Annotated in this window: 24 protein-coding genes and 3 tRNA genes; 5 read left to right on the top strand and 22 right to left on the bottom strand. The window is 74.1% G+C overall.

All coding sequences use genetic code 11. The features are described 5' to 3' along the window. Positions 1 to 17: 17 nt before the first annotated feature. The gene (locus C8054_RS18125; protein WP_199199827.1) at positions 18 to 533 is read right to left on the bottom strand and encodes an SRPBCC family protein; all 516 of its coding nucleotides are present in this window, start codon (positions 531 to 533) and stop codon (positions 18 to 20) included. Between the two features lie 161 nt (positions 534 to 694). On the opposite strand from C8054_RS18125, the gene C8054_RS32820 reads away from it, so the two are divergent. After that, positions 695 to 1,726, top strand: a complete 1,032-nt coding sequence (locus C8054_RS32820; protein WP_233219704.1) for a hypothetical protein — start codon at positions 695 to 697, stop codon at positions 1,724 to 1,726. 209 nt (positions 1,727 to 1,935) lie between these two features. On the opposite strand, the gene C8054_RS18115 is transcribed toward C8054_RS32820, so the two are convergent. The 8 genes from C8054_RS18115 to C8054_RS18080 form a co-directional block, all read right to left on the bottom strand. Beyond that, a tRNA-Phe gene (locus tag C8054_RS18115) sits at positions 1,936 to 2,009 on the bottom strand. Between the two features lie 74 nt (positions 2,010 to 2,083). After that, positions 2,084 to 2,157: transfer RNA gene (locus C8054_RS18110), tRNA-Asp, on the bottom strand. A gap of 33 nt (positions 2,158 to 2,190) precedes the next feature. Further along, positions 2,191 to 2,263: transfer RNA gene (locus C8054_RS18105), tRNA-Glu, on the bottom strand. A gap of 155 nt (positions 2,264 to 2,418) precedes the next feature. Beyond that, positions 2,419 to 3,210, bottom strand: a complete 792-nt coding sequence (locus tag C8054_RS18100; protein WP_107157973.1) for a polysaccharide deacetylase family protein — start codon at positions 3,208 to 3,210, stop codon at positions 2,419 to 2,421. 77 nt (positions 3,211 to 3,287) lie between these two features. Further along, entirely contained in the window at positions 3,288 to 4,235 is a 948-nt protein-coding gene (locus tag C8054_RS18095; protein WP_107157972.1) for a MerR family transcriptional regulator, read from the bottom strand. Beyond that, positions 4,225 to 4,845, bottom strand: a complete 621-nt coding sequence (gene idi / locus C8054_RS18090; RefSeq protein WP_107157971.1) for an isopentenyl-diphosphate Delta-isomerase — start codon at positions 4,843 to 4,845, stop codon at positions 4,225 to 4,227. Before idi ends, C8054_RS18095 begins: the two co-directional genes overlap by 11 nt. Continuing rightward, positions 4,842 to 6,323 (bottom strand): phytoene desaturase family protein, encoded by a 1,482-nt coding sequence (gene crtI / locus C8054_RS18085; protein ID WP_107157970.1) that lies wholly within the window; start codon positions 6,321 to 6,323, stop codon positions 4,842 to 4,844. Before crtI ends, idi begins: the two co-directional genes overlap by 4 nt. A 35-nt stretch (positions 6,324 to 6,358) precedes the next feature. Further along, the gene (locus C8054_RS18080; protein ID WP_107157969.1) at positions 6,359 to 7,513 is read right to left on the bottom strand and encodes a polyprenyl synthetase family protein; all 1,155 of its coding nucleotides are present in this window, start codon (positions 7,511 to 7,513) and stop codon (positions 6,359 to 6,361) included. A gap of 64 nt (positions 7,514 to 7,577) precedes the next feature. Here C8054_RS18080 and C8054_RS18075 point away from each other — a divergent pair, with 64 nt between their 5' ends. Together C8054_RS18075 and C8054_RS18070 are read left to right on the top strand one after the other, a co-directional pair. Next, positions 7,578 to 8,504, top strand: coding sequence for a phytoene/squalene synthase family protein (locus C8054_RS18075; RefSeq protein WP_107157968.1), 927 nt, complete (start codon positions 7,578 to 7,580; stop codon positions 8,502 to 8,504). Next, a complete protein-coding gene (locus C8054_RS18070; protein WP_107157967.1) occupies positions 8,501 to 9,823 on the top strand; it encodes a deoxyribodipyrimidine photo-lyase in 1,323 nt (440 codons plus the stop codon). The genes C8054_RS18075 and C8054_RS18070 overlap by 4 nt, the downstream gene beginning before the upstream one ends. 275 nt (positions 9,824 to 10,098) lie before the next feature. On the opposite strand, the gene C8054_RS18065 is transcribed toward C8054_RS18070, so the two are convergent. Then, complete coding sequence (locus C8054_RS18065) at positions 10,099 to 10,287, bottom strand: hypothetical protein (protein ID WP_233219703.1); 189 nt, start codon at positions 10,285 to 10,287, stop codon at positions 10,099 to 10,101. A 245-nt stretch (positions 10,288 to 10,532) separates the two neighbouring features. On the opposite strand from C8054_RS18065, the gene C8054_RS18060 reads away from it, so the two are divergent. Continuing rightward, a complete protein-coding gene (locus C8054_RS18060) occupies positions 10,533 to 12,017 on the top strand; it encodes an NAD(P)/FAD-dependent oxidoreductase (protein WP_107157966.1) in 1,485 nt (494 codons plus the stop codon). 4 nt (positions 12,018 to 12,021) lie between these two features. Here C8054_RS18060 and C8054_RS18055 read toward each other — a convergent pair whose 3' ends face one another. Next, complete coding sequence (locus C8054_RS18055) at positions 12,022 to 12,786, bottom strand: crotonase/enoyl-CoA hydratase family protein (protein WP_107158021.1); 765 nt, start codon at positions 12,784 to 12,786, stop codon at positions 12,022 to 12,024. Positions 12,787 to 12,954: 168 nt separating this feature from the next. Between C8054_RS18055 and C8054_RS18050 the strand changes: the two genes are divergently transcribed. After that, on the top strand, positions 12,955 to 13,806 hold the full coding sequence (locus tag C8054_RS18050; RefSeq protein ID WP_107157965.1) for a Rieske (2Fe-2S) protein: 852 nt from the start codon (positions 12,955 to 12,957) through the stop codon (positions 13,804 to 13,806). Positions 13,807 to 13,926: 120 nt separating this feature from the next. Here C8054_RS18050 and C8054_RS18045 read toward each other — a convergent pair whose 3' ends face one another. The 11 genes from C8054_RS18045 to C8054_RS17995 form a co-directional block, all read right to left on the bottom strand. Next, positions 13,927 to 14,970 carry a LysM peptidoglycan-binding domain-containing protein gene (locus tag C8054_RS18045; protein WP_107157964.1) on the bottom strand — a complete coding sequence of 348 codons (1,044 nt, stop codon included), beginning with the start codon at positions 14,968 to 14,970 and terminating at the stop codon, positions 13,927 to 13,929. 15 nt (positions 14,971 to 14,985) lie between these two features. After that, a complete protein-coding gene (locus C8054_RS18040) occupies positions 14,986 to 15,414 on the bottom strand; it encodes a hypothetical protein (RefSeq protein ID WP_107157963.1) in 429 nt (142 codons plus the stop codon). Next, positions 15,411 to 15,881, bottom strand: coding sequence for a TadE/TadG family type IV pilus assembly protein (locus tag C8054_RS18035; RefSeq protein WP_107157962.1), 471 nt, complete (start codon positions 15,879 to 15,881; stop codon positions 15,411 to 15,413). Before C8054_RS18035 ends, C8054_RS18040 begins: the two co-directional genes overlap by 4 nt. Further along, the gene (locus C8054_RS18030; RefSeq protein ID WP_233219710.1) at positions 15,878 to 16,288 is read right to left on the bottom strand and encodes a TadE/TadG family type IV pilus assembly protein; all 411 of its coding nucleotides are present in this window, start codon (positions 16,286 to 16,288) and stop codon (positions 15,878 to 15,880) included. The genes C8054_RS18035 and C8054_RS18030 overlap by 4 nt, the downstream gene beginning before the upstream one ends. Positions 16,289 to 16,362: 74 nt before the next feature. Then, on the bottom strand, positions 16,363 to 16,578 hold the full coding sequence (locus C8054_RS18025; RefSeq protein ID WP_107157960.1) for a hypothetical protein: 216 nt from the start codon (positions 16,576 to 16,578) through the stop codon (positions 16,363 to 16,365). A 27-nt stretch (positions 16,579 to 16,605) separates the two neighbouring features. After that, positions 16,606 to 17,469, bottom strand: coding sequence for a type II secretion system F family protein (locus C8054_RS18020; protein ID WP_107157959.1), 864 nt, complete (start codon positions 17,467 to 17,469; stop codon positions 16,606 to 16,608). After that, the gene (locus C8054_RS18015; protein WP_107157958.1) at positions 17,469 to 18,371 is read right to left on the bottom strand and encodes a type II secretion system F family protein; all 903 of its coding nucleotides are present in this window, start codon (positions 18,369 to 18,371) and stop codon (positions 17,469 to 17,471) included. Before C8054_RS18015 ends, C8054_RS18020 begins: the two co-directional genes overlap by 1 nt. Further along, the gene (locus C8054_RS18010) at positions 18,368 to 19,912 is read right to left on the bottom strand and encodes a CpaF family protein (protein ID WP_107157957.1); all 1,545 of its coding nucleotides are present in this window, start codon (positions 19,910 to 19,912) and stop codon (positions 18,368 to 18,370) included. The genes C8054_RS18015 and C8054_RS18010 overlap by 4 nt, the downstream gene beginning before the upstream one ends. Further along, positions 19,902 to 20,735, bottom strand: a complete 834-nt coding sequence (locus C8054_RS18005; protein ID WP_107157956.1) for a ParA family protein — start codon at positions 20,733 to 20,735, stop codon at positions 19,902 to 19,904. The genes C8054_RS18010 and C8054_RS18005 overlap by 11 nt, the downstream gene beginning before the upstream one ends. Continuing rightward, entirely contained in the window at positions 20,735 to 21,400 is a 666-nt protein-coding gene (locus tag C8054_RS18000) for an SAF domain-containing protein (RefSeq protein ID WP_107157955.1), read from the bottom strand. The genes C8054_RS18005 and C8054_RS18000 overlap by 1 nt, the downstream gene beginning before the upstream one ends. Further along, positions 21,397 to 22,272, bottom strand: a complete 876-nt coding sequence (locus tag C8054_RS17995) for a hypothetical protein (protein ID WP_233219709.1) — start codon at positions 22,270 to 22,272, stop codon at positions 21,397 to 21,399. The genes C8054_RS18000 and C8054_RS17995 overlap by 4 nt, the downstream gene beginning before the upstream one ends. Between the last annotated feature and the right edge of the window lie 34 nt (positions 22,273 to 22,306).

Here is a 22,306-nt window from a genome sequence, read left to right as displayed (position 1 = left end):
GTCGCCCGGCGGGTCGGTCAGTCGGTGGCCCGGGTGACCGTCGCCAGGTAGCGGCAGAGCAGCTCGTGCCAGCCGGCGGTGAGCGCCTCGCGGTAGCCCTCGGCGGCCGAGCCGTGCCGGTCGAAGTAACGGTGCTCGACGTCCACCCGGGTCGAGTCGGGGCCCTCCGGGTGGAAGAGCACCTCCACCTCGCTGGCCCGGGCCGGGTCCGGCACCGGCACCCGGTCCGGCCCGATCTGCCAGGTGAAGACCAGTCGGCGGGGCGGATCCCAGGTCAGCACGCGGCCCCAGTCGTTGCGGAAGCCGTACGGGCCGATCTCGTAGAGCATGCCGCCGGCCCTCGGCTCGACCCCGAGCCCGGCCAGCGCCTCCGGTCCGGACCAGGTGTATTCGCGCACCCACCAGTCGGCCAGCGCGCCGGTGAAGACGGCGTACGCCCGCTCGCCGGATGCCGGGACGAGGATGCTGCTGCGGAGGGAGAAACGGTCGGATTCCTGCCGGACCTCATCCGGATCGGCCATCTCCTGTCCCATAAGCCCGGACCATACCGGCTGATGTCTCGCTGTGCAGCTTTGCTTTCGGCTGCTTCCGGACAGCGGGAACGCCGGTTCCCGACCGTGAACCGACCGGCGGATGTCGGATCCGAAACCGGGTAACCGCCGCTGGCCCGGACCGGCCGATGGGGGAGCGGAGCATGAGCGAGAGCGGAGCCACCGAACGGCCCCGGGAGGAGCCGACCGCCTCCCGGGCTGCGGCCGAGCCGGAGCCGGATGTCCTGCTCGACGTGCCGGAGTTGTCGGTCGACGAGATCCGGCTCACTGTCGACGGGCTCGACGCGGATTTGTCGCTGCGGGCCCGGCTGGCCAACCTGCTCCAACTCGACGCGGGCGTGCGGGTGCACCTGGAGGGCGTCGAGTTGGACATCACCGGCGTCCGGGCCGAGGCCCTGCTCAAGGTACGGCTGGAGAAGCTGGTGCAGATCCTGGACCGGGCGCTGACGACGATCGACCGCAACCCGCAGCTGATCGACGCGCTGGCCCGTTCCGTCGGAGTGACGGTCGACGACGTGCACCGGGCCGCCGGCCGGGTCGCCGGGCCGGTCGTGGAGGAGGTGGTCGAGACCGGCGCGGTGCTCGACCAGGCCGGCCAGATCGAGCGGAGGACCCCCTCCGGGCCGGGTGCGCGGGTACCGTCCGGGGGCGGGCCGGAGGCGGGATCCTCAGCCCCGGCAGCGGAATGGCCGGCCGGCAATGCTCGGCCGGCCGAGACCGGATCGGTGCGCGAGCCCACGTCGAAGGCGGAAGGTGAGGCCGCCCTCTCGGGGGCCGAAGCAGGCGTCGCCTCCGCGCATGACGGCGGGTCCGGAGGTGACGCCGGGCCGGGGACCGGACCGCCATCCGCCGCCCGTGCCTCGCCGGCCGACGGCGAGACCAGATCGGGCGGGCAGGCCGGTCCGGGCGGGCCGAGCAAGTCGGGCGGTTCGGGTGGTTCGGGCGGCGAAGCTGGGTCGAGCGGGTCGAGCGGGTCGAGCGGGTCGAGCGGGGCGGGCGGCGAGGCCGGGCCCGGCGGGTCGGGCGGGTCGGGCGGGTCGGGCGCGGCGGGCCAACCGCCCGGTGCCGGGGCAGCCCAGTTGGCCGGGCAGGCCGGGCAGACGTTGCGGCAGGCCGGCCGGAGTGTCTGGGAGGCGATCCAGGGCGGCATGGGTCAGCATCGCCCGAGACGGTGAACGCGCGCTCAGCCCGGCCGTCCCCGAAGCACCGCCTGCGGCGCGGGCTGCGCTAGATCTTGGAAGGAAATGGCCCTCGGAGGGGCCCGGAGCTTCCAAGATCTCCTACGGAGATCCGCGAGTCGTGCGACGGGATCGGTGTGTTTACAGCGAAACGCCGACCGGCGTTTCCGCTGGTCGGCGCTCCTGTAGCCCGGCGAAAGGCTATGTGGCCAGGGGCGGGGTCGAACCGCCGACCTTCCGATTTTCAGTCGGACGCTCGTACCAACTGAGCTACCTGGCCGTGGTGCTCGGCACATGCTATCGCACAGCCGATACGCAGAACGCCGCGCATGAGGTGCGCGGCGTCAGCGCTTGCGGTCCTGACGGGACTTGAACCCGCGACCTCCGCCTTGACAGGGCGGCGAGCACTCCAACTGCTCCACAGGACCTTGCTGGTGTTGCCTCCGGCGCGAGCCGGACCGTGCCCCCAACGGGATTCGAACCCGTGCTACCGCCTTGAAAGGGCGGCGTCCTGGGCCGCTAGACGATGAGGGCGGCCCCGCCATCATTGCACACTCGCAACTTCAAGCGGACTTGCTCCCATCCGGCCCCGCCGGAGGCAGGAGAAGCATATGCCATCCCTCCTCGGACGACCAAACCGGTATGGCCGCCCGCACACCGTCGAGCGAAGCCGCAGCTCAGCAGCGGTGTCACCGGAGCCGGACGATGCCGTACCGCCGCTTGAGATCGGGGATCAGACGCCGGCACGCGGCCATGGTCTGGGTTCGGTCGCCGCCCGCGTCGTGCATCAGCACGACCGAACCGTGATGGGCGGCCGACTCCACCCGCGCGATGATCTTCTTCGCCGGCGGGTGGTCCCAGTCCTGCGGGTCGACGCTCCAGTGCAGCGGACGCAGACCCAGTTTCCGGGCGACGGTCAGCTCCTCGGCGGTCCACCGGCCGCCCGGCTGGCGGAACCAGGTGATCGGCGCCTCGGGCACGGCCGCGCGGATCGCCCGGTTCGTCCGTTCCAGGTCGGCCCGGATCTCGGCTGCCGGCCGCCGACCGAGGTCCACGTCGTGCCGCCAACTGTGGTTGCAGAGCTGGTGACCCTCGCGGACGATCTGGGCCACCAGGTTCGGGTAGCGCTTGGCCTGCTTGCCGACCAGGCAGAACGTGGCGGTGACGTGGGCCGCCCGGAGCTGGGCCAGGATCTGCGGTGTGTAGCGGGGGTCCGGCCCGTCGTCGAAGGTGAGCGCCACCCCCGGGCTCCCGCTGCGTCGGTGCAGCCCGGTCGGGAGCTTCTTGGGCAGTGGACGCAGCGTCGGCTTCGGTTTCGGGGTGGTGCGGCTCGGCTGGGGCTTCGGACTGGGTGTCGGCGTCGGCGCGGCCGACACGGACGGCTGGGCGGTGACCCGTTGCGGGGTCCTGCCCGGGCCGCCGCAGCCGGTGACGAGGAGCACCAGGCCGAGGACGAACGCCAACAGGGTGCGTGGACGCATCTGTCGCTCCCGGAGGGGGTCGGGTCAGACGGACTTTCCGACCGTAGTGGACGCCACCCCGGAACGGGAGTGGGGCCTCAGCCCGCCGTCGACTGATCCAGCGAATCCCGTACGGCCACGGCCAGCGAGAGCGCCTCGGCCAGGTCGACCGGGCGGACCACTCCCGCCGGTAGCGAGTCGGCCCGCCAGCCCGGCCCGGCGGCCAGCACCAGCAGCGGCCGGCGCGGGGCGGCCAGCAGCGCGGTGAGCTGGTGCGGATCGGCGGTGGCGCGGATGTGCGACCAGACCACCACGGCCGCCGGCCCGGTCCGGTTGACGGCCTCGACCAGGGCGGGCGCCGGTACCCGGGCCCCGAGCATGCGATAGCTCACACCGATCTCGGCCAGCGCGGCGGCCAGCGCCTCCAGGGGGAGCGAGTGCTGCTCCTCGTCCGCGCAGGAGAGCAGGATCCGGGGCGGTCCGACGGCCGGGTGCGCACGCGCCACCGAGGCGAACGCCTCCGAGACGCACCGGGACATCAGGTGCTCCACCTCGATCAGCCCGGAGGTGGCGGCGTGCCGCTCCCCGATGCCGGCGAGCACCGGCCGGAGCAGCCCTTCCCAGGTCGCCACCACGCCGTCCGCCGCGAGCGAGTCCGCGATGGTGCGTCCGATCGCCACCGAATCCAGCCGCATGGCGGCCCGGGCCAGGCCACGGGCGACCGGTCCGGCCCGCCCGACCGGGATGGTGGCCCCGCCGCCGTCCCGGGCGGTGCTGACGCCGGCCTTCAGGCCGAGCCGTTCCGGCGGCGGCACGGCCGGCGACTGCCGGGCCCAGCGGGCCGCCTCGGCGGGCGACACCCCCTCCACGGTGAGCCGCCGCATGATCTCCAGCCGGGCGAGGTCGGCGGGCGTGTAGCGCCGGTGGTGACCGGGCACGTGCTCACTGGGGCCGAGGCCGTACCGCTGATGCCAGGTGCGCAGCGTGGTGACCGCCACGCCCAACCGGCGCGCGACGGCCCCCGCGCTCAGCGCCTCATCGGCCACCCGACCGCTCCGGTGCCTCGGCGGCGGGCACGCCCGACCGGGACGATTCGGCGGGCCCGCCCGACCGGGCCGGGTCGGCCGGGTGCAGGAGCCGGTTCACCACGCCGCCGAGCCAGGGCGCGTACGCCCGCGGGTCGGCGTCGAGGTCGGCGATCACCGCGACCGGATCCATCCACCGCAACTCGGCCACCTCGTCCGGGTCGGGCCGGGTGGGCAGGTCGGCGGGCACGTCGGCGCGCAGCACGTGGTCGTACTCGAACTCGACCCGGCCGGTGGCCGGATCCTCGGCGTAGTAGAGGTACGTCCCCACCTCGGTCAGGCCGACCGGATCGACGCCCAACTCCTCACCGAGCCGGCGGTTGGCGGCGTCGGCCAGCGACTGGCCGGGCAGCGGGTGCCCGCAGCAGGAGTTCGCCCAACGCAGCGGGAACCGGGTCTTGACCGCGGACCGTCGCTGGAGCAGGACCCGCCCGGCGGGGTCGACGAGCAGCACCGAGAAGGCCCGGTGCAGCCGGCCGGGCGGCTGGTGGGCGGTGGCGACGGTGGTCTCGCCGATCACCCGGCCACCGTCGTCGACCAGCTCGACCAGGTGCTTCTCCCGCCCGGTCATGAGGTGTGCCCGGTGATCCGGGAGGCGGCCAGCTTGCCGCTGATCAGCACCATCGGCACCCCCACGCCGGGCTGGGTCCCGGAGCCGACGAAGACCACGTTGCCCAGCGTGCGGTGCAGGTTGGACGGCCGGAACGGACCGGTCTGGAAGAGGCTGTGCGCGGCGGCGAACGGGGTGCCGGCGGCCATGCCCTGCGCGGCCCAGTCGGCCGGTGTGACGGTACGCAGCACCTCGATGCCGTCGCCGAACCCGACGTAGCCGCGCTCCTCCAGCGTGGCCACGAGCTGGTCGGCGTAGCGCCCGGTGAGGTCGCCGGCCCAGTCGAACGGCGCCCGGTCGAGGTTCGGCACCGGGGCCAGCACGTAGTAGGTGTGCCGGCCGGCCGGGGCCACCGACGGGTCGGTGCGGCTCGGGTTCGTCACCAGCAGCGACGGGTCGGTCATCAGCTCGCCTCGCCGGATCACCTCGTCGAACGTGCCCTTCCAGGCGCGTCCGAAGTGGATGTTGTGGTGGGCGATCTTGCCATAGCCCTGCGTCGAACCGACGTGCAGGACCACACAGGACGGCGAGTAGGTGAGCTTGCGCTGCCGGCTCTCCGGCAGCAGTTCCTGGTAGGCGACGGGCAGGTCCGGGTTGAGCACCACCACGTCGGCCGGGACGAACTCACCGTCCGAGGTGATCACGCCGGTGGCCCGGCCGTGGGCGGTCTCGACCCGGGTCACCGTGGTGCCGTACCGGATCTGCACGCCGTGCTTCTCGGCCGCGCCGGCCATGCCGCGGGAGACCGCGTGGATGCCGCCGCGCGGGAAGCTGACCCCGGCCACCGAGTCGAGGTACGCGATGACCGTGTAGATCGCCAGCGCGTCGTGCGGCGACAGGCCGGCGTACATCGCCTGGAAGGAGAAGATCCGCTGGGTACGCGGGTCGCGGAAGAACTGGTTGATCTTCGTTTGGAGTCGCCGGAACGCGCCGTTGGCGAACAGCTTCAGCAGGTTGCCGGTGAGCAGGTCGGTCGGCGCGTCGAGGTTGCGCTCGATGAAGTCGGCCCGCTCCCACTTCCACAGGTTGCGCGCGTAGTCGACGAAGCGCAGGTAGCCGTCCGCCTCCCGGGGCCCGCAGACCTTGGCGATCTCGGCGGCCATCCGGGTGGTGTCGGTGATGACGTCGAGCGTCGACCCGTCCGGGTAGTAGGCCCGGTAGGCCGGGTCGAGCGGGGTCAGGTCGAGCCAGTCGCCCAGTTCCTCGCCCACCGCGCCCAGCGCCTCGGCGATCAGGTCGGGCATGGTGAGCACGGTCGGCCCGGTGTCGAACTCGTACCCGTCGACGCTGAGCCGGCCGGCGCGTCCGCCGGGCACCGGCTCGCGTTCCAGCACGGTCACCTGACGGCCGCTGCCGGCCAGGTGCAGCGCGCAGGCCAGCCCACCCAGCCCGGCGCCGACCACGACCACCCGGTCGGTCCGTCCGTTCACGGTGCGCATTCCGGCTCCCTTGCTCGTGCTCATGAAGGTGTCCATCAGGACCGCCGCGCGGTGGCGGCGGTGGCGAGGCCGGTCAGCGCGGTGCGCGCGGTCTCGTCGATAGGTGCGGTGTCGAGCGCGGCCAGCGCCTCGGTCACCCGTTCGGCGATCATCAGCTCCACCCGGGCCGTAGCTCCGGTGTCCCGGACCAGGTCGGCCAGGTGGGCCACCTCGGACGCGTCGGCGACCGTGCCGGCCCGGTCCAGCGTGCGACGTTGCGCCGGGTCGGCGAGCTGCCGGGCCAGCATCAGCAGCGCGGTCGGCTTGCCGGTGCGCAGGTCGTCCCCGGCCGGCTTGCCGGTGGTCGCCGGGTCGCCGTAGACGCCGAGCAGGTCGTCGCGGAGCTGGAACGCCTCGCCGACGGCCAGCCCGTAGCGGGTGTACGCGGCGATCAGCGGACCGTCCGCGTCTGCGCCGCCCAGGCAGGCGCCGAAGAGCAGCGGTCGCTGGACGGTGTAGCTGGCGGTCTTGTAGCGGGCCACCCGCAGCGCCCGATCGACCGACCAGCTCGCCGCGTCGTTCTCGCCGAGCACGTCGAGGAACTGCCCGGCGACCGTCTCCACCCGCATCTGGTCGTAGCAGCGGCGCACGTCGAGCAGCCGGTCCGCAGGCACGGTGGTGTGTGCCATCAGCCGGTCGGCCCAGACCATGCAGAGGTCGCCGATGAGCACGGCCACCGCCTCGCCGTACCGGTCGGGATCACCGGTGTGTCCGGCGGCCCGGTGCCGCGCGGCGGCGGCGCGGTGTGCGGTGGGCCGGCCGCGCCGGGTGTCGGAGGCGTCCATCACGTCGTCGTGCACCAGCGCGAACGCGTGCAGCAGCTCCAGCGCGGACAGGGCGGGCAGCACCGTGCCGAGCGGCGCGTCGCCGCCGACCACCCCGCGCCAGCCCCAGTACGCGAACGTGGGACGCACCCGCTTGCCGCCGGCCAGCACGCAGTCGCGTGCGGTCGCGGCGAAACCACCCATGGCTGCGTCGATCTCGGTCAGTGCGTCGACTTCGGCGGCCAGGAATGCCGTCAACGTGTCGTCAACGCCCCTGACCAGGTCTTTCGTGAACGCGGCCAGTACGCCGCGGACCGGATCGTCCGTCGCTTCCGGCTGTGCCGGCGCGACGCGGAGCGCATTACCCGCAACTGCGTCGTTGGCCATGTGAGGGAGCGTACCCTAGGGTTACGAGTTGCGTCGATTGCTGCGTCGAAACCGAGGAGGGCCGGTGGACACGGATCTCACCGCTGCCTATGACCGTTGCCGCGAGCTGCACCGGCGTCACGGCCGTACCTACTATCTCGCCACCCGGCTGCTCCCCGCTTGGAAACGGCGGCATGTGCACGCCCTGTACGGCTTCACCCGCTACGCCGACGAGATCGTCGACCGCACCGAGGACCTGCCGCCCGCCGAGCGGGCCGCCAGGCTGCGCGAATGGTCGGACCGGTTCGTCGCCGGCCTGCACGGTGCGTCGGTCGACGACCCGCTGCTCCCCGCCGTGCTGCACACCATCGCCGTGTTCGACCTGGACCGCGCCGACTTCGCGTCGTTCCTGCGCAGCATGGCGATGGACCTGACGGTGATGTCGTACCCGACCTACGACGACCTGCTCGACTACATGGAGGGCTCGGCCGCCGTCATCGGCACCATGATGCTGCCGATCCTGGGCAGCTCCGATCCGGCCGCCGCCCGGGAACCGGCCCGCCAGCTCGGCTTCGCGTTCCAGCTCACCAACTTCATCCGGGACGTCGCCGAGGACCTCGACCGCGGCCGGACCTACCTGCCCGACGAGGACCTGGCCAAGTTCGACGTCACCCGCGACGACCTGCTCGCCGCGAAGGCCGCCCGGCGGACCACGCCGGCGATCCGCGAGCTGATCGAGTACGAGGTGACCCGCGCTCAGGCCCACTACCTCGCCGCCGCGCCCGGCATCCCGCTGCTCAACCCCGCCTCGCAGGCGTGCATGCGCACCGCGTACGCGCTCTACGGCGGCATCCTCGACGAGGTCGCCGCCCAGGACTTCGACGTCTTCGTCCGCCGGGCCCTGGTGCCGCAGCGGCGGCGGATGGCGGTGGCCGCCCGGTCACTGCTCACCCCGACCGGCACGCCGGTGCGGGTGCCCGGCCCGGCGCTCACCCCGGCCCTGGCCGGATGACCGAGCGTACGGCCGTCGTGCTGTTCACCCGCGACCTGCGGGTGCACGACCACCCGGCGCTCGCGGCGGCCGTCTCGGCGTTCGACCGGGTGGTGCCGCTCTACGTGCTCGACCCGACGCTTGCGAAGCTCTCCCCGAACCGCACCCGCTTCCTCCACCAGAGCCTGGCCGAGCTGCGCGAGTCGCTGCGCAAACGCGGCGGCGACCTGGTCGTCCGACGCGGCGACCCGGTAGCCGAGACGGTCAAGCTGGCGCGCCAGGTCGGCGCCGAGGGTATCGGGCTCTCCGCCGACGTGACCCGGTACGCCCACCGCCGGGAACGCCGCCTGCGTGCCGAGTGCGAGCGGCACCGGATGTTCCTCCGGCTCTTCCCCGGGCTGACCATCGTCGAGCCGGGCGCGCTGCGGCCGACCGGCGGCGACCACTACCGGGTGTTCAGCCCTTACTTCCGCGCCTGGCAGGGGGTGAAACCGCGGGAGGAACTGGCCGCGCCGAAGCGGGTCCGGCTGCCCGACGGCGTCGACCCGGGCCGGCTGCCGGAACCGCCGAAGGGCGACAGCCCGGACGCCGCCGAGGGCGGGGAGAGCGTCGCCCGGCGCCGCCTCACCGCCTGGCTGCCCACCCTCGACCGGTACGACGACATCCACGACGACATGGCCGGCGACGACACCTCCCGGCTCAGCCCGTACCTCCGATGGGGTTGCGTCTCCCCGCTGGCGGTGGCGAACCGGGCCGGCGACCGCGACGGGCCGTTCGTCCGGCAGCTCTGCTGGCGCGACTTCTACCACCAGGTCGTCGCCGGTTTCCCGGACCTGTCCACCACCGCCTACCGGCGGGGCGCCCGGGAGGACTGGCGGGACGACAGCCACGCGCTGGCGGCCTGGACCGAGGGGCGCACCGGGATGCCGATCGTGGACGCCGGCATGCGGCAGATGCGCGCCCAGGGCTGGATGCACAACCGGGCCCGGCTGATCACGGCCGGCTACCTGACCAAGCATCTCGGGCTGGACTGGCGGCCGGGCCTGGACGTCTACTTCCGCTGGCTGCTCGACGGCGACCGGGTCAACAACTCCGGCAACTGGCAGTGGGTGGCCGGCACCGGCAACGACTCCCGGCCGTATCGGGGCTTCAACCCGGTGCGGCAGGCCGAGCGCTACGACCCGGACGGCGCGTACGTGCGGCGCTGGGTGCCGGAACTGGAGTCGGTGGCGGGCAAGGCGGTGCACCAGCCGTGGCGGCTGCCCGACGAGACCCGTCGGGGCCTCGACTACCCGCCGCCGCTGGACGTCCCCGGCAGCGACCCGGTTTGGATGCGCTGAGCCGACCCGGCGCACGACTCGGTCACCTACCGTGACTCAAACGGTCCAACCGGACGCTGCCGCGGTTCCCTTTGCTCTGCAGCCATATCCGCATCGGTTACGGAACGTCGCTGTCCGCCCGGCCACGCCGCTTCGGCGCGGCGGCTGAACTTCCTGTTCAAGGCGGTGCTGCGCCATTGGCTGCAGAGCAAAGGCGAAAACCGGGGTACGAGTCCTCCCGCGCCGGGTATCACCCTGCGTGAAAGCACTCCACCGTCACGCTCGGTGGCAGTCAGTCAGAGGCAGGTGTTCAGTGCCTCGGCCAGCTCGTCCACCCGTGCGGTATCGGCCCAGGCGCTGCTGCCGCCGATGCCGCCCATGCCCCAACTGCCGTCCGGTTCCCACTGCATGCCGAGCGTCCAGTGCGCGGTCCGGTCCAGCACCAGATCCGGGCCGGCGTACTGCACCCGGGTCGCCTCGGCCACCAGGTCCGCACCGAACAGCCGGATCCCGTCGAGGACGCCGCCGGCGAGCAGACCCGCGTAGCACCGGGCCAGCCCGGCCGCGGCCAGGTCGGCGCAGAGGCGGCGAAGAGGTCGTGGAAGCAGTCCCGGACCGGGGCGAAACGCGCGTGCATCCGGCCACGGTAGGCCGTCGCACTCATTACCGGCGGAGGAATTCCGGTCGGGTCCGGTGGTCGGCGACCCCGGCGGTGCGGAATGCTGACGGGATGGCAGAGCCGGAACTGGTGGACGTGATCGTGGTCGGGCTCGGCGTCGGCGGCGAGGAGGTGGCCGAGCGGCTCGCCGAGGCCGGCCTCGACGTGGTCGGCATCGAACGGGACCTGGTCGGTGGCGAGTGCCCCTACTGGGGGTGCGTGCCGAGCAAGATGATGATCCGGGCGGCCAACGCGTTGGCCGAGGCGCACCGGGTGAACGAGCTGGCCGGGTCCGCGCAGGTGCGCCCCGACTGGGCGCCGGTGGCGAAGCGGATCCGGGAGGAGGCCACCGACACCTGGGACGACAAGGCGGCGGTGGACCGCTTCACCGGCAAGGGGGGCCGGTTCGTACGCGGCAGCGGCCGGCTCGACGGCCCGAACCGGGTACGCGTCGGCGACCAGGTCTTCGAGGCCCGCTACGGGGTGGTGCTCGGCACCGGCACCCGGCCCTCGATCCCGCCGATCGACGGGCTGGCCGACACGCCGTACTGGACCAACCACCAGGCCATCGAGGTCGAGGAGCTGCCGGGCACGATGCTGGTGCTCGGCGGCGGCGCGATCGGGCTGGAACTGGCCCAGGTGTTCGCCCGGTTCGGCGTGCGGGTCACCGTCGTCGAGGCCGGCGACCGGGTGCTCGCCGTCGAGGAACCGGAGGCGTCCGCGCTCGCCGCCGACGCGCTGCGTGCCGACGGGGTGGAGATCCGCACCGGGGTCAAGGCCGGTCGGGTCAGCCACGACGGCGACGAGTTCACCGTCCACGCCGACGGCGCGGCGTTCCGCGGCGAGAAGCTGCTGGTGGTGACCGGCCGCCGGGCGCACCTGGAGGAGCTGGGGCTGGACACGGTCGGCGTCGACGCCACGCAGCGCTACCTGCCGGTCAACGACCGGATGCACGTCACCGAGGGCATCTGGGCGGTCGGCGACCTCACCGGCGAGGGCGCGTTCACCCACATCGCCATGTACCAGGCCGGCATCGTGGTCGCCGACGTGCTCGACCACATGCGCCACACCAAGGGCGGGCCGGACGCCAGCGGCACCGCCAGCGTGGTCGGCGGCGCGGCCGGCGTGGTCAGCGCCGTCGGCGGCGCGATGAGCGCGGGCGGGTCCACTGTCGCGCCGGGCAGCGTCCCGGTGGCCGACTACCGGGCCCTGCCCCGGGTCACGTTCACCGACCCCGAGGTGGGCGCCGTCGGCCTGACCGAGCAGCAGGCCCGCGACCGGGGCATCAACGTCCAGATCGGCTACACCGACCTGACCTCGTCGACCCGGGGCTGGATCCACAAGACCGGCAACGCCGGCTTCATCAAGCTGATCGCCGACGCGGACCAGGGCGTGCTGGTCGGTGCCACCTCGGCCGGCCCGGCCGGCGGCGAGGTGCTCTCCGCGCTGCTGGTGGCCGTGCACGCGGCGGTGCCGATCAGCCAGCTCCGGCACATGATCTACACGTATCCGACGTTCCACCGGGCCATCGAGGACGCGTTGCGAAACCTGAAGTGACGCCTCAGCCGGCCGGCGCACCGTGCCGGCCGGCACCGGCGGCGAACCGGCCGGCGCCACGCACCCCGTCGACCGCCAGCGACTCCGTGCCGTAGGCCAACTCCACGGCGAGCGCCTCCGGCTCCGGCCGGCCGGCGCCGTCGAGCAGCGCCGCCCGGTCGTTGCGCAGGCAGGTCTGCGGGTGCCGGGCGATCTCGCCGGCCAGCCGCTCGGCCTCCGCCCGGGCCGCACCGGGCGGGACCAACCGGTTCACCAACCCCATCGCGTACGCCTCGTCGGCCGGCACCGGCCGCCCGGTGAGGATCAGGTCCATCGCCCGGCTCTCCCCGATCAGCCGGGGCAGCCGGACCGTCCCGCCGTCGATCAACGGCACCCCCCACCGCCGGCAGAACACCCCGAGCGTCGCGTCCGACTCGGCGACCCGCAGGTCGCACCAGAGCGCCAGCTCCAGGCCGCCAGCCACCGCGTACCCGGAGATCGCGGCGACGACCGGCTTGGACAGGCGCAGCCGGGTCGGACCCATCGGACCGTCGCCCTCGGCCTCGACCCGGTTGCCGCGCGCCGTGCCGATCGCCTTGAGGTCGGCACCCGAGCAGAACGTGCCGCCCGCGCCCCAGAGCACGGCGACCGCCGCGTCCGGGTCGGCGTCGAACGCGCGGAACACGTCGGCAAGCGCCCGGGCGGTCGGCCCGTCCACCGCGTTACGGGCCTCCGGCCGGTCCAGAATCACCGTGGTCACGCCGTCGGCGTGCTCGACGCGTACCCCCACCACCCCAGCATGCCCGCGACGGTGCCGGGCACGCCACCAGACGACCGGGCACACAAATTCGCGGAAAGAGTGCCCATCCGAGGCGCGATGGGCACTCTTTCCGCGAATTCGCAGGCGAGGAGTGCCGGCGTCCGGTTTGGGGGCTCTGCTGCCGGGAAGTCGGAACAGGTGCGCCAACTACTGACGAAGCTTGAACAGGCCGCAGGGCTCGACCGGGTCGGCGACCGGGTCCAGCGCGTCGTGCAGGGCACGCTGCGCTCGCAACGCGTCCGGGACGCGCTGCACGGCGTCTGGCTGGGCCATCCGCTGCACCCCGCCATGGTGCAGGTCCCGGTCGGCGCGTGGATCTCCGCCGCCGTGGTGGACCTGCTGCCCGGCCAGCGCCGGGCCGCCACCGCGTTGGTCGGGCTCGGCACGGTCAGCGCGTTGCCGGCGGCGGTGGCCGGGTGGAACGACTGGGCGGCGCTCTCCCGGGACCAGCGGCGGATCGGGCTGGTGCACGCCGGGGCCAACATCGTCGGCCTCACGCTCTACGCCGGCTCGCTGGCGGCCCGGCTGAACGGGCGGCACGGCCTCGGCCGGGCGCTGGCCTACCTGGGGCTGTCCGCGGCCGGCGGCGGCGCGTACCTGGGTGGGCACCTCGCCTACAAGCAGGGGGCCCAGGTCAGCCAGAGCGTCTCCGACCTGCACCTGATCGGCGACGGCTGGCACCCGGTGGGCGACCTGAACAGCCTGCCGCAGCGCGAACTGGTCACAAGGGAGATCGACGACGTCTCGGTGATCCTCTACCGGCACGGTGACGACGTCACCGTGATGCTGGAGCGCTGCCCGCACCAGAGCGGCCCGCTCGGTGAGGGCGAGGTGCGGCAGATCGACGGCCATGCCTGCGTGGTGTGCCCGTGGCACGGCAGCGCGTTCCGCCTCAACGGCGGCGAGGTGGTGCACGGCCCGGCCGCCAACGACCAGGTCGTGCTGCCCACCCGCGTGGTCTCCGGCCGGGTCGAGGCCCGGCTGCCCTGATCCGGCCGCCGTACCCGCAACGCATCCGGCTGCGTGCCCACCGTTCGGCCGCCGGCCGCGCATCCGGCAACCGGTGACCTGCGGCGCACCGGCCTCAGTCGCGCCGGTGACGCACGGGCGTCAGTCGCGGCGGTGCCGGCCGTTGCCCAGCGCGCGGCTGCCCAGCGCCCGGGCCGGTACCGGCCGGCGGCGCAGCCCGAGGACGGCGCCGATCTGGGCACCCACGATGCTCGCCACCGCCAGCACCGCCGAGATGGCCAACGGGCGGTTGATGCCCTCCTCGGCCGTGGCCCGGGACGCGCCCGCCGCCATGGCCGGCGGCTGCCCCTCCGGCGCCTCCACCGTGGGCGTGGTGTCCCGCGCCGGCGTGTGCGGCGCGGGCTTCGGCTTCGGTTTCGGCGCCATCGCGGACGTACCGCCCCCGTCCGGCTTCGCCGGGGCGGGCTTCGCCGGCGTCACCACCAGCCGGCCGGCGGCGTGCCGGCGGGCCCCCTCGTCCACCGCGCCGCCGGGCAGTTCGAGCAGCTGGCCGGGGCGGATCCGGTCCGGGTCGGCGAGCCGGTTCAACCGGGCCAGCTCCCGGTAGCGGTCGAAGTCGTCCAGGTAACGGTCGGCCACCTCGCCCAGGTAGTCGCCCTTCGCCACCCGGTACACCGCCGGGCCGGTCGCGTCCGGTGCGGCAGGCGTCGGCGTCGCGACCTGCGGTGCGGTGTACGCCGTGGTGACGGCCGGCGCGGCGACCACCGGTTGCGGCGCGGCCAGCGTCGCGGCGCTGGCCGCGGCCGGGCTCGCCGCCAGGATCAGCGCCACGGAGCCGACCAGCGCGGCGGCGGCCCGCTGCTGGCGGTGCATGCCGGGCAGCTTCGGCGCGGGTCGGCGCAACGCCGACGCGAGCAGTTCCACCACGACCGAGAACGCGAACGTGGCCCAGCCGAACCAGCCCACCACGGCCAGCGCCCGCAGGAAGAGCTGCCCGTCGTCTCGGCTGGTCAACGCCGTACCCACCTCGGCCAGGGTGGGCAGGTGGTCGGGCAGCGGGTTGCCGGCGAAGGCCAGCAGGGCGACCGGTCCGCCGGCCAGCAGCCCCACGAGCACGACGAGAGCGCCGAGCCCGGTGAGAACCTGGCCGGCGCGGTGGACGGCGGAGCGTCGGGGTGCACCCATGGCGGCCTTCCCTTCCTACGGTCCGGTGAGCGCCCGAGCGGTGGCCTCACCGGTGACGGTGGCGGTCTTCTGCACGCCGAAGAGCCCGATCAGGTCCCGGCGGTAGGTGATCCGGACGCGTACCCGGATCTGGGTCTCGAGGCCGACCACGGGGAAGTCGACGTCGTGGCCACCGACCCCACCCGCGGCGCTGAGGTAGTCGGCGACGGCCGCGCGGGCGGCGACCTGGTCGATCCGCTTCGGACCGCCCTCGATGGCGCTCGCGCGGTCGATCATCTGACCGCCGCTGCGAGCCGCCTCGGCGGCCAGGTTGTCGGCGCGTTGCAGCGTCCGGAGCTGCCCGGCGCCGTCGTAGGCGAGGCTGACGACGGCCAGCACTCCGGTCATCGCCACGGCCAGGAACAGGCTCACCCGGCCGCTCTCCGCCCCGCGCCGGCCGGTCATCCGCGGCTCCGGTAGGTGTCCAGCGGCGAGGTGAAGCGCGCCACGACCGTCTTGCCGCCCGGCACCCCGGGCAGGCCGGGCGCCCGCAGGTCGTCGAAGGAGACGGTGCAGGTGACCGTCACCGTGACGGTCGCCGGCACGCCGGCCGCGCTCCGGTACGCGGTGGCGAAGGTGGTCTGCTGCCCGGCCACCGAGCCGCTCAGGTCCAGCCTCGGCGGGGCGGTGCATCGCAGGCCGGACCAGTTGAGCTGGTCGCGGGCCGCCTGCTCGGCGGCCTTCTCGCCGGCGCGGGCGTCGCGCGCCAGGGAGGCGGCCCGGGCGGCGTCGTGCGCGGCGGACTCCACCGCCTCGTCGGCGACGGCGGTCCGGCCGGCCACCCCGGCGAGCACCATCAGCCCGATGAAGGCGGGGGCGAGCACCGCCACCTCGATCGAGACGGAACCGCGGTCCCGCGGTGCCGGCCTCATCCCGTGGTCCAGCGTTCGACGGGGCCGTGCGCGGTCTGCGTGACCTCGAAGTCGACGCCCGGGACGACCGACAGGGAACGCCCGCGCACCGTGCAGGTGACGTCGACGGCGGTCTCCACGCAGGTCGGGCCGTTCCTGTCCCAGCCGACCAGCCAGTCGCCGGAGCGGCGCAGGAACGTGATCGCCTGCGCCCGGCCGGCGTCCGGCCCGGCGTCGAACGTGCGTTGCGCGTTCACAGCGGTCTGCGCCGCGTTGAGCGCGGTGGACCGGGCGACGAACCAGACGCCGACCTGGATCGAGCCGAAGAGCAGCACCAGGATGGCCGGCATCATCACGGCCAGCTCGACCGGGTTGGCGCCCCGCTCGCGCCCGCCCGCGTCGAGGCGGGCGCGCAGCGTGGCGGCGATCCGCCCCGGACCGCGCGGACCGGGCCGACCGGCGGGTGCCGGTCGGCTCCGGGCCGTACGGGCGGGGCGGGAGGTCACTTCGTCACCACCGGGTCCTTGTGGTCCGGGATGCTGGTCATCCAGTCCCGCGCCTTGGTCAGGGCGAGGCCGGTGACCACGACGGCCACCGCGACGAGACCGAAGATGATCACCGCGGTCGGCACCGGGCTGTCGCCGCGCTCGGCCTGGTGGCGCAGCTCGGCGAGGCGACTCCGGACCGCCGCGTAGACGTACGTGCTGAGGAGTTGCATGACCTTGCTCCTTCTCGGGGGTGGGGTTCACAGGCGGGCGAGGAACGGATAGACGGCGAAGCCGAGCAGGACGAAGACCAGCAGCGAGCCGGGAATGTCCAACTTGCTGGTCACCCCCTCGGCGCGGGTCAGGTTGTCGGTACGGATCTGGTCGCGCAGCGAGTCGGCGCGGGAGCGCAACGTCTCGTGCACCTGGGCGCCCTCACTGCCGGAGGAACGCATGATGGCGCCCACGTCACCCAGCTCCGGAATGCCGATCCGGTCCGCCAGCTCCTGCAACTCGTCCCACGGCGAGTGCATCTGGAGCTGGGCGAGCCGCAACGCCTCCCGGATCCGGTCGAACACCCAGCCGTCGCAGACCGCCGCCGCGCGTTCCAGCGACTGCACCGGGCCGTGCGCGGCGGAGAGTTGCAACGCCACCAGGTCGAGGTAGGTGCAGACCGCCTGGCGGAACTCGTCCCGGGCGGCGTCCGCCCTGGTCAGCACCGAGCGGTGCGCGACCAGGCCGGCGAGCAGCGCCATCCCGAGGCTGGCCAGCACCGGCACGGCCACCGGCAGGGACACCCCGCCCAGGAAGAGCACGGCGGAGAGGACCGCCGGCGTGACAAACCCGATCAGCGCGGAGAGCAGCACCGACAGGGCGTACTGCTCGGGGGTCTGGTCGAGCAGGGCGAGCTGCCGGGTCGGCGGGCGCAGCCAACGGGCGAAGCCGCCGAGCCAGTCCGGCCCCGCACCGGCCGTCGGGGCCTGACCGGGCGGCTGGTGCAGCCGGCGCAGCGCCGGGCCGAGCGCCGGGGTGGCCGGTAGCGCCTCGCGGACCACGAGGAAGAGGCCAAGGCCGACCGCCGATCCGCCCAGCACCGCCGCCGCGAGCTGCCAGTTGAGGACCACTACGCGATCGCCTCCTCCGGGTCGGGCGCCGGCAGGAAACGCGCCGGGCGGGGCGGCTGGCTCATCGACCGGACCCAGACCAGCAGGCCGATGAAGGCCGCGCCGAGCACCGCCATCACGAGCTGCCCGGTGAACGTGCCGTAGGGGCGGATGTAGTCGCTGTTCACCAGCCCGTACGCCAGCGTGGCGAGCGTCATGCCGGTCAGGAAGCGGACCGCGAACCGGGGCTGGGTCCGCTTCGCCTCGACCTCGCGCCGGGTGGCCACCTCGGCGGACGCGGCGCCGGCGATCGAGCGGAGCACGTCGCCGAGGCGCTCGCCCCGGTCGGTGAGGTGCAGGATCAGCGCGGCCACCACCTGGTCGGCGACCGGGTCGGCGATCTCGTCGGCGAACGCCAGCAACGCGGACTTGGCCAGCCAGCCGGCCTGGAGGCGGGCGGCCAGCGTGCGTACCTCCTCCTGGATCTCCTCCGGCGCGGTGGTGATGGTGCCGACGATGGCCTGCTGGAGCCCCTGCCCGGTGGCCGAGATGTCCTTGAGCCGCCGGGTCCACTCGCCGACCGCCTCGACCCGGGCGATGGCCCGTTGCTCGGCCCGGCCGACCGCGAACAGCCACGGCACCCCGGGCACCGCGAGCGCCACCAGCAGGCCCACCACCGGCAGCCCGGTGAGCAGGAACGCCAACGCGCCGGCGGCCACCGCGCCGCCCAGCAGGAGCTGGTGGCGTCGCTGGTCGGCACGACCGGCCCCGGCGCCGGTCCAGAGCCGGCTCAGACCCGGCCCGGCGCTGCCCGGCGTCGACCCCGGTGGCCGGCGGGTGCCGACCAGCGCGACCACGGCCAGCACCAGCCCGGCCACGCAGGCCGCGCCGGAGACCAGCGCGATCAGCTCGATCTGCGTCACGCCGGCCCTCCGTTCGGCCGCCGCCCGAGGCGGGTGTGCCGGGGCCGACGCCAGGCGCCGACGCCGGCCTCCACGAACCGGGTGAGCAGGCGCGAGTCGTAGCCGACGCGCAGCAGTTGGTCGCGGATCCGCTCCGGCAGGTGGCGGGGGACCGCCCGGCCGTCCGGCCCGGGACCGAAGACCGTGGTGGTGGTGATCCTGTTGCCCTCGCCGACGCCGATGACCTCCTCGACGTGCGAGACGAAGCGGTGCTTGCGGCCACCGATCGCGGTCTCGTCCTCGACCGTGACGTAGACGATCAGGTCGAGCGCGTTGCCGGCCATCCGCCGGGCCTGGTCGACTGTCATCTCCCGGCCGTGGGAGAGCGCCAGCTCGATGATCCGCTCGCTCACCCCGGCCGGGGTACGGGCGTGGATGGTGCACATCGACCCGCGACTGGTGGTCATCGCCTGGAGCATCGGCACGATCTCCCGGGACCGCACCTCGCCGACGATGATCCGCAGCACGCCCATCCGCAGCGACACCGGGATCAGGTCGGCGATGCTCACCTCACCGGCCGGTCGCCCGTCCGCGCCGCGTTCGCCGTGCCCCTCCCGGGACTCGAAGCTCATCACCGCCCGGTGCTTGTGTCCGCGCCGGGCCGGGAGCAGTTCCCGGCTCTCCTCCAGCAGCACGTACGGTTCGTCGGCCGGGATGTCGTCCATCAGCGCCCGGATGACAGTGGTCTTGCCGGCCCCGGCCAGCCCGGCGACCATGATGTTCAACCCGGCGCGCATGGACGCGCGGAGGAAGTCGCGCAGCAGCGGATCGATCATCTCGTCCAGGTCGGGACGGCCGCCGGCGATGTCCTCCAGGCTCACGTCCAGCGTGTTGTGCTTGCGGATCACCGCGTACGGGCGGTGGCTGACCAGGAAGACCGCGGCGAGCCGGCTGCCGTCGGGCAGTTGCAGGTCGAGCGTGGGCTTGGAGGTGGAGAGCGACCGCTCGGTGGCCCCGGCCCGGCGGGCCGCCGCCTGGAGGATCTCCACCAGTTCGTCGTCCGTCTCGGCGATCGGCTCGGCCCAGTCGACGCCACCGCCGTGCCGGGTGATGCGCACCTGGTCGCAGCCGAGGATGTGCACCTCCTCGATGGTGTCGTCGACGAGCAGCGTCTGGAGCCGGCCCAGCCCGACCAGTTCGGCGGTCACCTGGTCGAGCAGCAGCCGTTCCGCGTCGGCGGGCATCGGTGTGCCGGCCCGGCGCACCGAGTCGGCGTACGCGGAGACCACCGCGACGGCCAGTCGGGCCCGCTCGACCTCCTCGGCGTCGGCGTCGAACTCCCGGCCGCGCTGCCAGTGGGTGAGTCGTTCACTCAGTTCCCGGCGCAGCTCGCGGACGACCGCGAAGTCGACCCGGGGGCGGGGCGGCGGGGCGGCCGGTGCGGCGGGGAGCGCCGGGCCGGCCACGTGGTGCCGTCCGTTCGGCGGCGCCAGCGGCGGGACCGTGGAGACGACGCCGGGTTGCTGCCCGCGCGGGTCGTGCGAGACCGGCTCAAACCGCACCGGGCACCCCCGGCGCGGTCGGCGCGCTGACCGCTGCGGCGGCGGTCACGCCGGGCCAGGACAGCCGGGCCCGACGCCGGTCGAGCAGCGCCCGGACCGGCACCTCCAACGCGCCGGCCGCGCGCATGAGCGGCCGGTTGGCGCGTACGGTGCCGCCGCGGCCGAGCACCTCGGCGGTACGCGGGTCGTGCGGCAGGCGGGCGATCACCGGCAGTCGCAGCGCCTTGCTGATCTCGCTGGTGCCGTGCCCGTCGCCGACCACCAGTAGGCGCAGGTTGCCCGGGGGGACGCGGTGCTCGGTGAGGTCCCGTTCGATCGCCCGGACCGTGGCCCGGGTGGCGGAGAGGTCGGGCAGGTGCGCGCGGGTGACCAGCAGCACCACCGCGGCGGCCCGCAGCAGCGGCCAGGGTGGACCGGCGACCGCCAGCCGACCGCAGTCGACCAGCACGTCGTAGGGGGGCACGCCGCGTTCCAGCCCGGTGAAGTAGTCGGCGAAGCGCTGCCAGAGCGGGACCACGCTGCCGGCCTGGGCCGGGTCGACCACGCCGGGCAGCAGCAGCCGCTCGCGGCGGGGCGCGTCCAGGTCGACGAGCTGGGACCAGAACGTGCTCTCCAGGCTGCCGTCGCGCAGTTCACCGACGGCCAGCTCGCCGATGCCGCGCGGGCCGTCGAGCGCGCCGCCCAGGTAGCCGGCGAGGATGGAGCCACCCGACGGGTCGCACTCGGCCAGCACGAGCCGGCGGTGCCAGCTCAGCGCGGCGGCCAGGGTGGTGGTGGTGACGCCGGGCGAACCCTTCGCCGACACCAGGGCGATGATCGCCATCAGGCCGCCTCGGTGAGCACGAGCGCGATCCGGTCGTCCGCGGCCAGCACCACCACCGCCGGCACGTCCCGGACGGCCAGCGCCAGGTAGACCACCACGTCACCGCTCTCCGGCGTGGCGGTGTCGATCACGGTGGCCGCGAACCGGGTGCCGCCGCCCCGGGCCGCGTCGGAGCCGCTGGTGCCGGCGGTCGGCGTGCTGACCAGCAGCACCTTGTCGCCGGGGTGCAGTTCGCGGGCGGGCACCTGGTCGGCCGCCAGTCCCAGCGCGATCTGCTGCTGGCCGGGGCCGAGCAGCGGGGCGTCGGTGAGTTGGGCCGGGGTGAGCAGCGTGCCGGGGGTGAGCCGCACGGCGGCCCGCAGGCCGAGCAGTTCCTTCATCCGGTCGGCCGGCACCGGCCGCAGCTCGCGTCCGCCGGAGACGCGGACCGGCACCAGGTCGTCGGCGGTGAGCTGCTGGCCCACCTCGACCGGTCGGGCGACCGCCAGGTAGCTGCCGGTGGACCGGACCGAGGTGACCGCGAACGCCGCGCCCAGCCCGCCGAGCGCGATCAGCAGGATGGCCAGGCCGAGCAGGCCGGGCCGGATGCGCCGTTGCCGGACCACCTTGGGCGGTGCCACCGGCGCCTCCACCGGGGTCCCGTTCCGGGCCGCCACCACACTCATCGCGTCACCACCTGGAGTTCGTTGATCTGCACCGGGACGACACCGCTGACCCGGCTCTGGTCGATCACGCCGCTCTCCCCGCCGCTGGACGACCACTCGACGGTCCAGAACGTGGTGGCGTAGACCCGGTACGTGCCGGCCTTCGGGTAGCCGGCATCCAGGCCGCAGTCGGGCGAGGGGGCGCCGGCGTGCGGCCCGCTGGAGCTGTAGGGCGTGCCCGGCCCGCGGCACTCGACGTCGAGGCCGTCGCCCATGTGCCAGACGATCTTGCCCACCTTCGCGGTGATCGAGACGGTGAGGCCCCGCTCCGAGGCGGAGGCGCTCAGCGGTCCGAAGTAGGAGTTGCCGGGGCTGGCCCACATCCAGACCGGCAGCCCAACCAGCCCCGGCCCCTTGCTGCGCCGGGGCGCGACCGCCGCCCGGGGCGGCAGCAGCGAGATCGAGGCCAGCGCGCGACGGGCCAGCTCCTCCGGGTCGGGCGGGGTGCCGTAGCCGCCCGGCGGCGCGTCGAGCAGCACGGTGCCCTGCTGGCCGGTGGCACCTTCTTGGCAACTGGCGGTGTACCACTGCTTGCCGTCCGGCGCGGGCAGTTGCGGCTCGTTCAGCCTGTAATAGCAGCCGTCGCTGTTGTTGAACCAGCCCGCCACGTCGTCGTAGCAGGCGACGACCCGGCCGTTCCACTGGCACTTCGCGGTGCCTCCGCCGCTGCCGCTGCCGCCGCCGTCGTTGCCGCCGCCGCCCGGCCCGCCGCCGCCGCCCGGGACGCCCGGGTCGTCGTCCCAGACGTCACAGTTGTTCTGGTCGGGTGGGCACGAGCCGCCCGGGTCGGCGGCGCGGGCGGGGGAGCCGGCCAGCGTCAGCACCGCCACCAGGCCGGTGACGAACCACCGGCGGGGCGTCCCGACC

It is taken from the genome of Micromonospora sp. RP3T (genome assembly GCF_003027925.1).
Classification (GTDB): domain Bacteria; phylum Actinomycetota; class Actinomycetes; order Mycobacteriales; family Micromonosporaceae; genus Micromonospora.
This window is presented reverse-complemented; position numbering and strand designations above follow the sequence as displayed.